This is a genomic window from Bacteriovorax sp. As-1 (assembly GCF_058446905.1).
Window position 1 is genome coordinate 1,873,722 of the sequence record NZ_CP184341.1, and the last position, 14,039, is coordinate 1,887,760.

The window sequence follows — 14,039 nt, forward strand, 5'->3', positions numbered from 1 at the left end:
TTTTGTCTTGGAGAAAAGCGTTGTGCTAGAAGTGGTTTTTTATAATTCTAACCAAGATTTACTTTCCAAGATGCAAAGGGAAAGTGCTCCTTTGGTTATTTGTCCAAGCCCACTGATTGCCGACAACCTGAGAAACCTCCTTCCAGAACTTGAAATCATTACCATTTCTAAATGGACTGCTGATCATTTAAAAGGCCTGGGTCTGGTTCGTGCCAGAAAATCAGAGCTGATGGTCAAGCTTTCGGCCGTGTGGAAACATTACTTTCCCAATGAAAAAACAACAATTTTCCTGGAGTCATTTGAGCTTTTTACTGAGTTGCGCTCATTTACTCTCAATCTGGAACTCCTGGCCGAGTTCTTTAAAGAGCTCGACGAGACCATCGTTAAATCAATTTTAGTGTTTTGGACTTACCTCGATCAGGAAAAACTTGTCGACGAGCACGCTAGTTACAAGAAGGTAACAGAATCTAAGCTTCATAGGCCGATGTGGTTTGTGGGTTTTAAACATATGAGCGGCGTTCAGCTGGATATGGTGAAAGTTTTAAGTGAAGAGCAGGAGGTCGATGTCTTTTTTCCGGCACCTGTTTACAACGAAGCTCTGCCTAACGACTGGATCAAATGGCTTTCGCAAGAAGGGCCAGAAGCGCGTGAAAAAGAAATCATCCCAACTCAAGTGAGTGTTCTTCCTAAGGGAAAGGGCAATGTCATTTTAAATAAATTTTTTGAGAGTCATTCGACTTACGATCTGCTTTTGGCTGGAACCAGAGTAGGTCTTGTTGGTTTTCAGGAAGCTCAAAGAAAAAATTCTTTTTTTAAAACGACAGAAGATCTTTTTGCTTCAGAGACTGAGTGGCTCATCGGGGATTTAAGACAAAAATTAAAAGACGTAAAAAGTTATACCGCCACCGAACTCGACTTGCATCTGGACGCTCTTAAGATCAGCGCTCAGGAAAAAGGAGAGTATCGCAAGTTTAAAGTGATCGACCTGGCCAAAGAAGCGCTGGCTTCTTATAGTGAGTTTCAATCACTGATTGACCACTTTGCCATTGATATCCTGGAAATCATCGTAGGGCTTAATTCTCCACGTGTGAGTTTTATTACCCTGGAAGAAGAAATTCAAAGATCGTTCTTAGATATGAACGCTTTGAATTTTAGAAATGATCAAAAACCTCTTGCCGTTTTGGCGACTGGAAGTCTTGGAGGCTTTAGGGCCAATGAAAAAATTTTAAGTGAAGCCATGACCAAGGCCCTAAGGGCCATTGGACCAATTAAGCGTGCGGGATTGGAATTTCTCTTTCACAAGTACGAGCTCCTTTCAGTATTAGGACATCCTGAAACAATTCTTCTGATTGAAGAGCAGGTTTTAGAAACGGATCTTTCCTGGAGAGAAGTTCTTAAGAACTTTGACGTTCAGGATTTAGACCTGGGCGTGAAGTATTCTATTAAAAAGATTCATGAATACTTACTGCCAAAAATGAAAGAAGGCCCTTTTAGTCAAAAGACTTTTTCGGCTTCTAAACTCCAGACTTTTATTGATTGTCCACAAAAATTTTATTTCACTCATATTGAGAAACTTGATAATAGGCCAATGGAGAGAGCAAGCCTGGGGCCTGATGAGCTGGGGAACCTGGAACATCAGATCATTGCTGATTATTTTCTTGAGATCGCAGCAAATATTACTGAAGAAATTAAGCTTGATTTGCATCAAGCGATTTGTGTGAGAGTTTTCAATGAATACCTCTCGACCAGCAAGCTGGTCTTAACAGAGACCGAAATGGCGAGAAGTTATAATGAAATCATGCACTACACTTGGAATGGAATTGTCTTTTTATTAGACCTCATTCGCCTTAAAAACATCACTACAATTAAATTTGAAGTTCCGCTGGGGCAGAATCCATGGAATCTTCACGGTTCTATCGACTGCTTGATGATTTCCGCTGATAACAAAGTCAGCATTTTGGATTTTAAACGTTCAAGCAGTGCTGCCGGTACTAAAACAGAGACGGTAGAGTTTAAGAAAATTCAGTTATGGGTTTATCTTCTAGTGCTAAAACACCAAGGACACGAGATCGATGCTTTCGGTTACTTAAATTTAAGTGACCTGACAGATGATAAATTATTCTTTGATACCGATGAGGCCCAAAAACTTTTAGGAGCTTCTTTGGAAAATGTTGCAACTGTCGTTGAAACGGCCATTGCCGATATTCAAACGATGAAAATTTTCCGTCCCAACCCTAGAGAAAATAAAGTCTGCTATTTCTGCCCGGTGAACTTGTTTTGCTTAAAAGGAGTAACTTGTGAGTCTTAATTCAGGCGCAAAGTCTCCGAATGCAGAACAAAAAGTGGCCATTCACCACGAGGGAGGAAAAATCCTTTCTGCGGGAGCAGGATCAGGAAAAACCTTCGTTCTGATTGAGCATATCATCACTTGGCTGGATAATTTGAGAGCGAAGACTCCGTCTTCTGAATGGTTACACGTTGTTCCTTTCCAGTTGCCTAAACTTGTCTTGATGACCTTTACTAAAAAGGCCGCAGGGGAAATGTCGATTCGTATGATGAAGAGAATCGATGACCTATGTGAAAATGCATCAGATGCAAAGACTTTGGAGTATTGGTCGCTTATCAGGCAGTATCTTTCGATGATGAATATCACGACGATTTCATCTTTTTGTCATCAGCTTTTATCTCAAGGCTACTTTGCTGACGTCGGTAGCGACATTCAGATTTTAAGCAGTGTGGAATTTAAAAATAAAATCTCCAACCTTTTTAACTTGTGGTTTATCTCTAAAAATAATCGTTTAAATCAAATCTTTCAGGCGAACTCGCAGGCCTTGATCGGAGCGATGATTGAAATCTACAACTCACCTGAATTAAGGCTGATGTGGAAAGAGCCATTAGTTAAAACCTCTCCGGAAAAAGAACTGGAATCATTTATCACTGACTTGATTTCGACACTTGATCTGGAAGAATTCCTTCGTTCATCAGTTGATATAAACGCTGACGCCAAAGAAAGAGAGAAGAGATGGTTTGTCTTCCTTCAAAGTTATGATGAACTTTATTCAAGACTTGGAAGCTTTAAGGCCCAAAACTTCCGCGAATACGCCCAATGGGCCTTAAGTGTGGGAACTCTTCCTCGCGAAGTTAAAGCGATGAATGAAGACCAGAAATATGCACTGGAAAAATTAAAAATTTTAGTTAAAGAATTAAGAGAGATTCATGAAGACCTGACCAATTTCATTGATCACTACGATATCTACTGGTCATGGGTTGAAACTTTTAAAGAAGTTTATAACTTTATTGATGAAAACTACTTCCTGGAAAAAGGTTTTGCCTTTTCCGATCTGGAGTACTTTGCCTGCGTTGGACTTAGACATCCGCAAATTAGAGAAAAAATAAAAAAGAACTACGACTATTTTATTGTCGATGAGTTCCAGGATACCTCTTCAGTTCAATATGAAATCATTAAGCACCTGATTGGTGATAACCATCAAAGACTGTTTTGTGTTGGGGATAAAAAACAGGCGATCTACGGTTTTAGAGGCGGAGAACTTCTGGTTTTTAACCAATGCTCAGAAATGTTGGGAACTGAAAATAATATCTGGCTGAAAAATAATTTCAGATCATTTGGAAAAGTCATTAAGTTTAATAACCATTTCTTTGAAACGGTTTTTCCGTTAGGTTATGGCTTTGAAGGACAAGATCCGAATACGGTTTTAATGGAGCCTCAGAGTATCCCGGAGATTAAAAATACTTTAGGACAGGTTGAGCGTTTTAGAACAGAGATTGAAGGATTAGAAAGCGATAAGAAACTCGATCTGGATTTTTATGAAGCTGAAGCCCTTTATGAAATCATTCGTGAGCTTTTAAACCGTGATGATATGCAAAGTGTTTGCGTGCTTTACCGCAAACTTCGTCCTAGTGCGCTCCTTTTAGATTTATTGGCAGAAAACGAAGTGGCCTTTAGTGCCCAGGTTAAAGTGCAATATGCTGAAGACCCGATCATTAATTTATTCTTAAGAGCGATTGAGTTAAAGCTTAATCTTAATGAAGAAAAGAAATTACGCTCGACTCATTTCCTGCTTAATTCTCTTTTAGAAGTGTTGAACGTAAAAAGCACAGCTAAAGAAATCGAAGAAAAGTTCTTAGGGGATCTCGAGATTTTAGGGCTTCGCCTGGCCTTCCATAAACTGGTTTACTCACTTGGAATCAGCAATTCTCAATACCAAGAAAACAGCGCACTGATTGATTCTATTTGCCGCGTTTGTAATGAAGACCCAATTAAGGTTTTCCATCTACTTTCAACAGAAAGCGAAGAACAGTACTCACTTGAGTTAATGAATGGGGCAAGAGCTAAAAGAGTTATTATTATGTCTGCCCACGCTTCAAAGGGGTTGGAATTTGATGCCGTTCTATTGGGTGGCATTCATAGCAATGGATTGCAGATGGGGAAGACTGAAACTGTTGGTAAATTGCCAAAAAGTTTTAGATGGAAAAAGGCCTATAACCAAAAGAAATTTTATAAATCACCAGTTTATTATTACGAAGCAGAACTAGACCGCGCTAAAGAATTCTCTGAAAGTAAAAGGCTTCTTTATGTGGCTTGTACACGTGCAGTGAAATACTTAGGATGGGTTGACCTGTGGGCCAATATTGACGGGAAAGAAAAGCAACTTTCACCCGGAAGCAACCACTGGATTAGAGCGATGAGACTTGCTCCATCCTCAGATGTTTTAACAGAAAGAACTCTGAGCTTGGGAAAAAATACGATTCATCAGGAAGTCGATATCCCCATTATTCTAAAAGATTCACTTGGGTTAATTGCTTCTGAAGAAAAAACAAAGCTTGGGGTGTTTGCAGAGACATCGGTAACTCGACTTGCCCAGTTAGCTCAGTGTCCATTTAAATTTTACCTTTCTAATATCTGTAAAATTCCAGCTCCCGGAATTGATAGACAACTATTCTTAAAACTTGATGAAGAAGAGGCCGTTGAAGCGGAAGAAATGTTTTATTCTTCAATGGAGCGTGGGACGAAAGTTCATGCTCATCTTTCTAAACTGCTTTTAAATCAAATGGCCCTTGAACAAATCAGTGGCGCTGACAAAGACAAAATAGAGTGGGCGTTTAAAGAGGCCAATAATATCTCCAATGGAAAAAATGTCATCAGCGAAAAGCAGATTAAGTTTTCTCTTTTTGGGCAAATGATTTCTGGAACACCTGATTTAATTTTTGAAGATCAGGATTCAGTCGTTGTTTGGGATTTTAAAACAGGTCTTCGCGATGAAAAGAATGAAGAGAGTTATTGGTTCCAGTTAATGTGTTATGGCTACGCATATGCAAAGCTGAAGCATTTTACTCCGGAAAAAATGATCCCCCTCTCATTGGTTTATGTCGACGAAAAAAAGTTAGTGAACAAAACTATGAGCCTTGCCCAAATTTCTCAAATTCTCTTTGAGATCTGGACAAAAACAGAGTCGCTTAATCAGGTTAATTTGAATCACTGCCCGGCCTGTGACTACTCATCAATGTGCGTTCACTATAAAAGAACTGCCACGAGTTGCGAGTCATAGGTCCTGTGTTAAAATAATACTAAATTCTAGACCTTGGATAGACTTTAGGAAATTTTAAAAGCAGGATGCGTATGAAATCAAAAGTTTTGGCTTCTCTAGTTCTTTTCTCATTAACTTTCACAACAAATTTATTCGCCAGTGAAAAAGACATTTACGAATTTTCGTGGCTTGATCCGGATAAAGAAGTTTTCGTTCTTCAAAACAGAAAGTTTAGAAAAGCTAATCATGCCCACATTAACGTTGGTGGAGGGATCACAACTTCTGGTGCATTCGTTGATTCAACGGCCATTCAGGGGCGTGCAGGATACTTCTTCACAGAAGACTATGGATTTGAAGTTCTATACTCAAAAAACTCAGGGAAAGAAAACGAGACAGCAAAAGGTGTTCGTAACTCTGGTGGAGGGGGAACTGGTACAACTCCATTCAGAAGAATTGTCGATAGCTACATGGGAGCAATGTTCCTTTGGTCACCGTTTTACAGCAAGATCAATACATTCAACAAGATCGTTTACATGGACTGGATTTTCGGTCTTGGATACGCTCAGTTAAAAGAGAAAAATAACAAGCTTCGTTTCACTCAAGGGCAAACAGCTGAAGGGATTGAAACGGAAGAAACACACAGCGGGATTATGTGGTCTGCTGGTCTTAAGTTTTATATCAACGAAAGTTTTAGCGTGAGAACTGACCTGACAGCAGTTCACTACAGTGCTGACAATATTTCTACTTCAGGATCAAGTTACAAGTCGAACTTTGATGCGACAGCGTCTATTGGTTACACATTCTAAGATTTTAGGGAGAAGTGAAAATGAAAAAATCATGTTTATTACTTTTCTTCCTCGTCCTTGGAATGAATGCCCATGCTTCAATTCAAGGTGCAAGAAGAATTTACCAAGCGGGGGATAAGTCCCGCTATCCGCAGCTGGCAGCAGAGCTAGTGCAAGACAAAATGTATTTCAGTGCCATTCCTTTCATTAAGGAATATATGGCCTCAACAAATAGAGTGAACGATGCAGCTCTTGATAAAGTTCTTGATGAACTTATCACTCAGGTTGGGGTTAAGCAGTTTGAGGTTCTTCCAGCAAATATCCTGGAAAAATCGAATGCACCAACAATCCGTTACATTCTGGCGAGAAAGGCTTTCCGCCAAGGTAAGTTTGACCAGGCCCTTAAGTATCTTGACCGCAAGATCGAAGACTGGCACCCGGTAAAACCATTTGCTCTTTTGCTTGAAGGGAGTGCTTACTCTGTAAGTAAGAGAGAGGATAAAGCGGCCGGAGTTTTTAGAGAGTGCATTGAAGTTGCAGAATCTCAAATAAAAAAAGAAAGCAACAAAGACCGTATCAGACAGCTAAATATCACCCGCGATTATTGTGTCGTAGGGATTCCTCGTTCTCAGTTTGCTTTAGCTAAGTTTGACCTGGCCTATTCATCGTACCTGGATCTTCCGAAGTCATCTTATATCTGGCCGGAAATCCTGTTTGAAGAAGCCTGGAACAGCTTTTATCAAAAAGACTACAACCGTACTTTAGGGAAGCTTGTAACGTACAAGGCGCCAGTGTTTAGCTACACTTTTAACCCGGAGATTGAAGTTTTAAAGGCCCTTTCTTATATGGAAATGTGTCTTTGGGATGACTCAAAAAAAACGGTAGAAGATTTCTATACATATTATGAAACGGCCAATATTGGTTATAAGAAGTTCATTGATTCTCTTGGGAAAGATTACCGTCAGTATTACCTTCTAGTTAAAGACCGCGAAGAAGGAAAGTATAGAGAGAATAAGATCCTAAGTACGGCGCTGGCTTCGATTGGGAAAGACCCGGCTTACCTGGAGCTTTACAACTCGTTTAATAACGGACGCGATGAAATCGAAAGATTAAAAGGTCTTCCAAATGATGCTCTCAAAGGAGCTCTAAACGAAAACCTTCGTGAGTCTCTAAGTTTACAAAGAAACCTGATTGGAAGTTATATCCGTGGGCAACTTCAATTATATGCTGCTCAGGTTGTGCGCGCTTTCGAGGATATGAGTTATATCAAACTGGAAGTTTTATCGAAGAGAAAAACAGAGTTATACGAAGACATCTCTATGCGCGGTGATGGCCGAGCAAGAGGGAACGTCGCTCACTTACGTAGAACAGATAAACAATACTTTTGGACATTTAACGGCGAGTTCTGGGCCGATGAACTTGGTGACTATGTATTCTCGCTTAAATCGGAATGTAAGTAATGATGAAAAGAAAAATGCTACTCTCATTTTGTTTAGGACTTTTTTTAACAAACTCTCTGGTCATCAAAGAGGCGAGGGCTGATGTTGAGCAAAGAAGAGCTGAGTTAATTAAGGTTTTAGATGAAGAACTTCGTGAGGTCACTCGTCTTAATAAACAAGTGGGTGCAAAAAGACCGGATCTAATGTTACGTATGGCCCAAGTTCTTTTAGAAAAGGCCCGTTTGCTAAAAGATCAGGAAAATCAAAAGTACCTTGAAGTTCCTGCGGCCCAAAGAGAGAAGGGCAGCAAAGATGAGTATTTTAAAGAATCGCGTCGTTATTTTGACCAAGCTCAAAAAACAGTTTTAGTTCTTTTAAAGAACTTTAAAAACTTTGATGAGAAAGGCGATGCATACTACATCCTGGCATATAATGCTAAAGAACTAAAACAAGAAGAGCAGTCGAGAAAGTTCTTCCAGAAAGCTTTGGAAGAATCAAAAAGTAATTCAGTGATTGCTGATAAATCGCGCATTGCTCTTGCTGAGATTTATTTCAACAAAGGATCATTTGATAAATCAATGAACCTTTATGAAACGGCACTTAAAACAAAAAGAGATAAGTGGTGGACGAAAGACGCTTTCAACCTAGCTTGGTCTTATTTCAAAATGGGTCGTCACGACAAAGCGATTGATGTCATGACAGAGTCATATGAACTCTCTAAAAATCCCAAATACATCGACATGACAAAAAGTATCGAACGCGACTTGGCCTTCTTTTATACAGAAGCTGGGAAATCGAATGAAGCGATAGCCTTCTACAAAAAGAACGGTAAATCAGTCTCAGACGTTATGTTAAAAGTTGGGAAGTACCTTAAGTCTCAAGGGAAATTCGCAGCAGCTGAAAAGACTTTAAGCGATGCTCTTCAATACAAAACCACGGAAAAGGAAGAAAACGATATCAATATTGAACTTATCAGTTTGTATGAAAAGTTCGGTCGCGATCAAAAGCATCTGGAAACCAGCCGCGCTTTAACTAGCCAATTCTCAAAAGGGAATTTAAGCCCGGATCAAATTGAGATCCTGAAATTTAACGTTGAAAAAATGTCAGCGCTTATCCAGCAGCAGCTGGTAGCCAAGACTTATGAAAATCAAAAAGAGATTCGCACGAAAAAAGCAGAAGCAGCCAATGAATATTTCATGATGAGTGCTCTTCTTTCTCCTGAAAAATCTCAGACGGCTTACTTCCATACGGGAGAGACATACTTCGCTATCGGCGAGTATGACAAAGCAGTTCCTCTTTATGCTGAATCAATTAAACGTTCACAGGCCAACAAAGATAAAAAGACTGAAGAGCTGGCGAGTAACGCTCTGATGGTTTCCCTTGGGAAAAACGTAAGCAAAAAAACCTCGGAAGACTACCTGATACCAGCTTATGAAGGATTCCTGGCCGTTAACCCAAAAGGTGAAAAGTCGAGTGTTGTTTACCAGCGTTTATTCTCAACTCAAATGGGGAAAAAGGATATTGCAGGGGCTGAAAAAACACTTATTAACTACAAGTCAAATTTTCCAGCAGAATCTGAAACTCAGGAAAAAATGCTGGCGCAGGTAATGGACTTCCATAAAGATACGGGCAACAAAGCTGCTCTTCTCGGATGGGCAAAACGAATTGAATCAAATGAATTCAAAGTTAACCCTGAGTACGGGCAAAAAGTTAAGACACTTATGCTGGGAATGCAGTTTGAGAAAGTTGAACAGGCGAGTATCAAAGGAGATAAGCGTGGAGCTCTAAAAGGCTACCTGCAAATTTATAAATCTCCAGAAACTGACAAGGAAGCAAAAAAGACAGCCGCTTACAATATCGCCGTTTTATTCTATGAAACAGGTGAGTGGAAGCAGATGTACGGATGGGCGGATCGCGCAGCTGTGATGATGGAGCCGGCTGAAATCGTGAAGTTTGAAAAAGATTTCATTCTTTTTACAACAGACCTTTTCCAAAGACGCCAGTTTGCTGAGTCAGCGGCTTTAAGTGAGAAGATCTTTGATAAAATTTGCACAACGAATTCAAAAAACATCAAAACGTACTTTAAGAATGCCAACGTTATTTACCTGGCCGATAGACAGTTTGATAAAAGCTTAAACCTGCTGGCAAAAGCTCCAAAGTGTGGCCTGGGAAATGATGTTGTTCTTCCCGGTTACCTTGATCATTTAAATGAGCTGGCAGCAGCGAGTAAGTGGGGATCATTTAATGAAGTGATCAAAAAACTGGAAGCGACAAAAGAAATGTGGCCTCAGTTGATTTATCCATCAAGCCTTCTTGCTAACGAGTTGGAAAATATCGGAAGAGTAGAAGATGCTGGAAAAGTAAGAAGTAAAATGCTGACTTATTTTGAAACAGCTAAAAAATCTAAAATGGATGTTCCACTTGAAGGTCTGGATGCGATTGCTCTTATTCGCTTAAACGCATTGGAAGACCAGGTGAAGAGATTAAATTCAGTGAGACTTGCTTTCCCGGAAGCTGAGTACAACAAGAATTTAAAAAATAAATTTGTGATGCTGGATAAAATTACGACTGAAGCGATTTCGATTGCTGAGCTTGGTTCAGGGATTGGTATCGTGAAAGCTTACCGCTACATCGTAGAGGCTCACGAAGGGCTACAAAAAGAAATCACAGAATTTACACCTCCAGGAAAATCCCCTGAGTACGTGTCGTCTTTCCAAAAAGGAATGCAGAAATTAGCAAGCCCACTGGATAAACAGGCGCAGGATTTCAGAGAAACAGCAATTAAGAAAATCGAAAAGGAAAATATCCTGTCTTCAGACAATGGATGGTTTCTGGTTAAAAATGATGCAATTATTCCAGAGTACTACAACGAAAAAGGCAATGCTCTGATGGATAAGGCAGGTGCGAAATGAAAAAACTACTACCATTACTTTTAATTCTTTCTGCGTGTTCGACAACATCGAATGTCTCCCGCGAAATCGCTTCCACTAAAAGAGGAGTGAGTTCAGCGGAAGAGGATTTTTCATGGGTAGAGCAGTTGGACTTCGATAAAAAGAAAGAAGAAAAATATAATGCTGATAAAGATGAATTTGATTTCTCTTCATCGGATGAGTCATCGTACGCTCTGGTCAAAGAATCTTTAGGTTCTTTGGCACCAGCGAAACTAGAAGAAGCGCTTAAAGGAAATGATGATCCTTTAACAGTGATGAATATCAAGTGTTATCAAGGCAAATACGACGAAGCTTTAAAGATTGCTGATGATCAGTATACAAAATTTAAAAACAACACAAGCTATTGGAACCAACTAGGGACTTGCTACTTTTTAAAATCTGATTACGCTAAAGCGATTCTCTTCTACAATAAGTCGCGCGACCTAGACAGCAAGTATATCCCTCCGGTCAATAACCTTGGTGTTGTTTACCAAAAGCAGGGGAAATACCAGAAAGCTCTTGCGGCCTTTAAACTGGCCTCAGACTTAAATACATTTGCGGTGACTCCAACTTACAACCTGGCACAGTTGTATCTGCGTTTTGGAACTGTTGGAAAAGCACTTCCTATTTTTCAAGGACTACAAAAGCGCAGCCCAAAAGATGTGGAGGTCGGATCAGCACTAGCGTCTGCTTATTTGATTAAAGGTGACTATCAGAGTGCTGTAGATATCTACGGCAAGTTTGATAAAGCAACGCTATCAACTCCATCAGTTGGTTTAAACTACGCTGTTGCACTAAAGTTACTAAATCGTCCGATTGATGCTCAGACTGTTTTATCAAACGTCTCAAGCCCATCGGGACCTATTAGTGAATATGCTCAAAAAGTAGAAAGATTTATCAGGAATTAAAATATGAAAACACTTGTTATCGCACTTCTTCTTTCATCAACGACTCTTTTTGCTCAGGACGATATCGCCGGAGAAGGAAAGAACGGAAACAAAAAAGTCATTTACACATACAAGCAGTATGAGAAATTTGATTTTGATGACCTGAACATTGAAGGGGACACGGGAGCGCCAAGCGATATCTCGATTTCACCTATTCATGAGAAACGTTTTACGAACCGTCTTCCTTACAGAAAGTCCTTCACAATGGAAATTAAGAAGGGAATCGAGCGCGTTCGCTAATCTATTTAGCTCTGACATCCTTTGTTGGCAGGGTCTTAGGTCCTGCCAAACCGTATTTCAAGGCTTTAGCCTAGTCTCAACGTAAAAAACAGATCATCAGTTATACTAGTCCCATGAACGTGTTAAAGAACATTTCAGGTTTACAATTGACCCGAGTGAAGATGGCATTACTTCTGGCTTTTAGCACTCTGTTACTATGCCAGCTTTTCATAGGGTTTAAGTCATTCGATGACTATCTCATCATCTTCGTTTACGTGCTTTTTTTAAACGATCTCTACATCAAATTGCGTAAGCCAGATCTGATCTTTTATCAGGATGAAAGAATCAAGCGCTCAATCATGTCGATTGTCTTCCTGGTGCTTTTTAGCTTACCTTTCTTACTCGATGTCTTTAATGTCAACGATGCCTTCCGCGGGTTTATTTACCGCGTAGGTTTTATGTTGTGGGCACAGGTGTTCTTGCTTGATGCTTTCATGAACTATCGCCAGACGCATTCAAAGCAGTGGCTGTTGATTACCAACATGGCCGCGCTGTTTATTGTGATGGGTGCGATCTATTAATTGTAGTTTTCAGGAAACAATGAGCGCTCAATACCTTCGATAAAGATATGGATGCACTTAATGTGAACTTCCTGAATGCGGTCGCTGACGTTTGATTCAACGATAAGTGGAACGTCGACCATGTCTTTTAGCTTTCCACCGCCTTTTCCAAGAAGGCCGATAACTTTCATGCCTTTTTTCTTAGCAGCTTCTACAGCAAGAAGAACGTTAGGTGAGTTTCCAGAAGTCGAGATTGCAAGTAAAACGTCGCCCTTATTTCCCCAAGCTTCTACGTAGCGAGAGAAAACGAAGTCGTACCCGTAATCGTTTGAAACACAAGTTAGGTGAGAAGGATCGTTGATGGCCATGGCCGCTAGAGGCTTTCTTTCTTTTCTAAATCTTCCAGTAAGCTCTTCAGCAAAGTGCATAGCATCGCACATAGAGCCGCCATTTCCACAACTAAACATTCTGCCGTCGTTTTTATAAGAATCAACCATTAGATTGATGGCCTTATTAATTAATTCAACGTTGCTTTTGTTATCAACAAACGCATTTAGAACTTTCTGTGCATCTTGTAGCGACTCTAGTGCAAACATAAATTATGCCATCTCTTCAAGTGATTTTTTGATTTCGTCTTTTGCTTGAACTCCAACTAGAGTTTTAGCTGCTTGACCATTCTTGAAGAAGATCATTGTTGGGATTCCGCGGATTCCATACTTTTGAGCTAGCTCAGGATTGTCATCAACGTTAACTTTTACGATCTGTGCTTTTTCGCCTAATTCTTTAGCAACGTCGTCAAGTATTGGTCCAAGTACACGACAAGGTCCACACCACTCGGCCCAGAAATCTACTAGAACTGGTTTATCTGCTTTTAATACATCTGACTCGAAGTGTGCTACGTCTGTTTTATTTACTGATCCCATGAGGAACTCCTTTTTGTTGTAAGATTCATTCTACATTAAGTCGTAAGGTGGTGAAAATGAAAAAATATCATGCCTCGCATACAGCATCGGTTTCACTTCTGTAACTGTTGGACGTAAACAAGGGTTTTCCTTTGCTTTTTCTTAGGTGTGTCACTAAGATTGATTTATGGATAGAAAATATCTATTGGAAAAAGCGATAAGAGTCGCCAAATTAACTCGTCTCATAGCCAAGGCCATCGACCTGTTTATCGTGGCCTGTTTTTCTATTTGGTTTTTTCCATTGGGTGTTGTTCTGGGAATTATCTACATGTCGCTGTGTGACGGTATGAGTAATGGACAGTCTGCTGGAAAGAAGTTCATGGGTTTTGCTGTGAAATCTTTGGAAGACGGCTCTCCTTGTTCGTACAAACAATCAGTCATTAGAAATTTGCCTTTTACATTGCCACTTTTAGTCGCTCTTTTACTTCCGGTTATCGGCTGGATTTTAGGAGTGATCCTTGCGGCCGTTCTTATTGGTTTTGAACTTTATCTTCTCTATAATCTCGACTCAGGACATCGTCTCGGCGACGTAATGGCAGACACTTCTGTCATGGCAAACGACGATAATTTTGCTGGGGTCAAAAATCGAAAGACAAGTTGGTTCACATCGAATACAACTGGTTCTATCTAGTTTTTTAGCCAATCATTCAG

General features: G+C 40.0%; 11 protein-coding genes. 9 read left to right on the forward strand and 2 right to left on the reverse strand.

The annotated features are described in order from the left end of the window. The first annotated feature begins 22 nt into the window (after window positions 1-22). The 8 genes from ACN20O_RS09450 to ACN20O_RS09485 all read left to right on the forward strand — a co-directional run bounded on the left by ACN20O_RS09450 (window position 23) and on the right by ACN20O_RS09485 (window position 12,447). Window positions 23-2,308 carry a PD-(D/E)XK nuclease family protein gene (locus ACN20O_RS09450; protein ID WP_491633715.1) on the forward strand — a complete coding sequence of 762 codons (2,286 nt, stop codon included), beginning with the start codon at window positions 23-25 and terminating at the stop codon, window positions 2,306-2,308. Further along, on the forward strand, window positions 2,298-5,567 hold the full coding sequence (locus ACN20O_RS09455; protein WP_491633716.1) for a UvrD-helicase domain-containing protein: 3,270 nt from the start codon (window positions 2,298-2,300) through the stop codon (window positions 5,565-5,567). The genes ACN20O_RS09450 and ACN20O_RS09455 overlap by 11 nt, the downstream gene beginning before the upstream one ends. 71 nt (window positions 5,568-5,638) lie before the next feature. After that, entirely contained in the window at window positions 5,639-6,352 is a 714-nt protein-coding gene (locus tag ACN20O_RS09460) for an outer membrane beta-barrel domain-containing protein (protein ID WP_491633717.1), read from the forward strand. A 20-nt stretch (window positions 6,353-6,372) separates the two neighbouring features. Continuing rightward, window positions 6,373-7,791, forward strand: coding sequence for a tetratricopeptide repeat protein (locus tag ACN20O_RS09465; protein ID WP_491633718.1), 1,419 nt, complete (start codon window positions 6,373-6,375; stop codon window positions 7,789-7,791). Beyond that, window positions 7,791-10,682, forward strand: a complete 2,892-nt coding sequence (locus ACN20O_RS09470; RefSeq protein ID WP_491633719.1) for a tetratricopeptide repeat protein — start codon at window positions 7,791-7,793, stop codon at window positions 10,680-10,682. The genes ACN20O_RS09465 and ACN20O_RS09470 overlap by 1 nt, the downstream gene beginning before the upstream one ends. Further along, window positions 10,679-11,608, forward strand: coding sequence for a tetratricopeptide repeat protein (locus tag ACN20O_RS09475; RefSeq protein WP_102242068.1), 930 nt, complete (start codon window positions 10,679-10,681; stop codon window positions 11,606-11,608). Before ACN20O_RS09470 ends, ACN20O_RS09475 begins: the two co-directional genes overlap by 4 nt. Before the next feature lie 3 nt (window positions 11,609-11,611). Beyond that, entirely contained in the window at window positions 11,612-11,887 is a 276-nt protein-coding gene (locus tag ACN20O_RS09480; protein ID WP_491633720.1) for a hypothetical protein, read from the forward strand. Window positions 11,888-12,000: 113 nt separating this feature from the next. Then, on the forward strand, window positions 12,001-12,447 hold the full coding sequence (locus tag ACN20O_RS09485; protein ID WP_133566672.1) for a hypothetical protein: 447 nt from the start codon (window positions 12,001-12,003) through the stop codon (window positions 12,445-12,447). On the opposite strand, the gene gmhA is transcribed toward ACN20O_RS09485, so the two are convergent. Next, window positions 12,444-13,022: a D-sedoheptulose 7-phosphate isomerase gene (gmhA, locus tag ACN20O_RS09490; RefSeq protein ID WP_102242071.1), complete on the reverse strand. Its 579-nt coding sequence runs from the start codon at window positions 13,020-13,022 to the stop codon at window positions 12,444-12,446. The genes ACN20O_RS09485 and gmhA overlap by 4 nt on opposite strands. A 3-nt stretch (window positions 13,023-13,025) precedes the next feature. After that, window positions 13,026-13,349, reverse strand: coding sequence for a thioredoxin (gene trxA / locus ACN20O_RS09495; protein ID WP_102242072.1), 324 nt, complete (start codon window positions 13,347-13,349; stop codon window positions 13,026-13,028). A 166-nt stretch (window positions 13,350-13,515) separates the two neighbouring features. Here trxA and ACN20O_RS09500 point away from each other — a divergent pair, with 166 nt between their 5' ends. Then, the gene (locus ACN20O_RS09500) at window positions 13,516-14,019 is read left to right on the forward strand and encodes an RDD family protein (RefSeq protein ID WP_102242073.1); all 504 of its coding nucleotides are present in this window, start codon (window positions 13,516-13,518) and stop codon (window positions 14,017-14,019) included. The last annotated feature ends 20 nt before the right edge of the window (window positions 14,020-14,039 follow it).

What these genes read in the sequence shown, in the direction of transcription:
- ACN20O_RS09460 (WP_491633717.1), top strand. Translation starts at nt 5,639, where the DNA reads ATGAAATCAAAAGTTTTGGCTTCTCTAGTTCTTTTCTCATTAACTTTC.
- ACN20O_RS09465 (WP_491633718.1), top strand. Translation starts at nt 6,373, where the DNA reads ATGAAAAAATCATGTTTATTACTTTTCTTCCTCGTCCTTGGAATGAAT.
- ACN20O_RS09470 (WP_491633719.1), top strand. Translation starts at nt 7,791, where the DNA reads ATGATGAAAAGAAAAATGCTACTCTCATTTTGTTTAGGACTTTTTTTA.
- ACN20O_RS09475 (WP_102242068.1), top strand. Translation starts at nt 10,679, where the DNA reads ATGAAAAAACTACTACCATTACTTTTAATTCTTTCTGCGTGTTCGACA.
- ACN20O_RS09480 (WP_491633720.1), top strand. Translation starts at nt 11,612, where the DNA reads ATGAAAACACTTGTTATCGCACTTCTTCTTTCATCAACGACTCTTTTT.
- ACN20O_RS09485 (WP_133566672.1), top strand. Translation starts at nt 12,001, where the DNA reads ATGAACGTGTTAAAGAACATTTCAGGTTTACAATTGACCCGAGTGAAG.
- gmhA (WP_102242071.1), bottom strand. Translation starts at nt 13,022, where the DNA reads ATGTTTGCACTAGAGTCGCTACAAGATGCACAGAAAGTTCTAAATGCG.
- trxA (WP_102242072.1), bottom strand. Translation starts at nt 13,349, where the DNA reads ATGGGATCAGTAAATAAAACAGACGTAGCACACTTCGAGTCAGATGTA.
- ACN20O_RS09500 (WP_102242073.1), top strand. Translation starts at nt 13,516, where the DNA reads ATGGATAGAAAATATCTATTGGAAAAAGCGATAAGAGTCGCCAAATTA.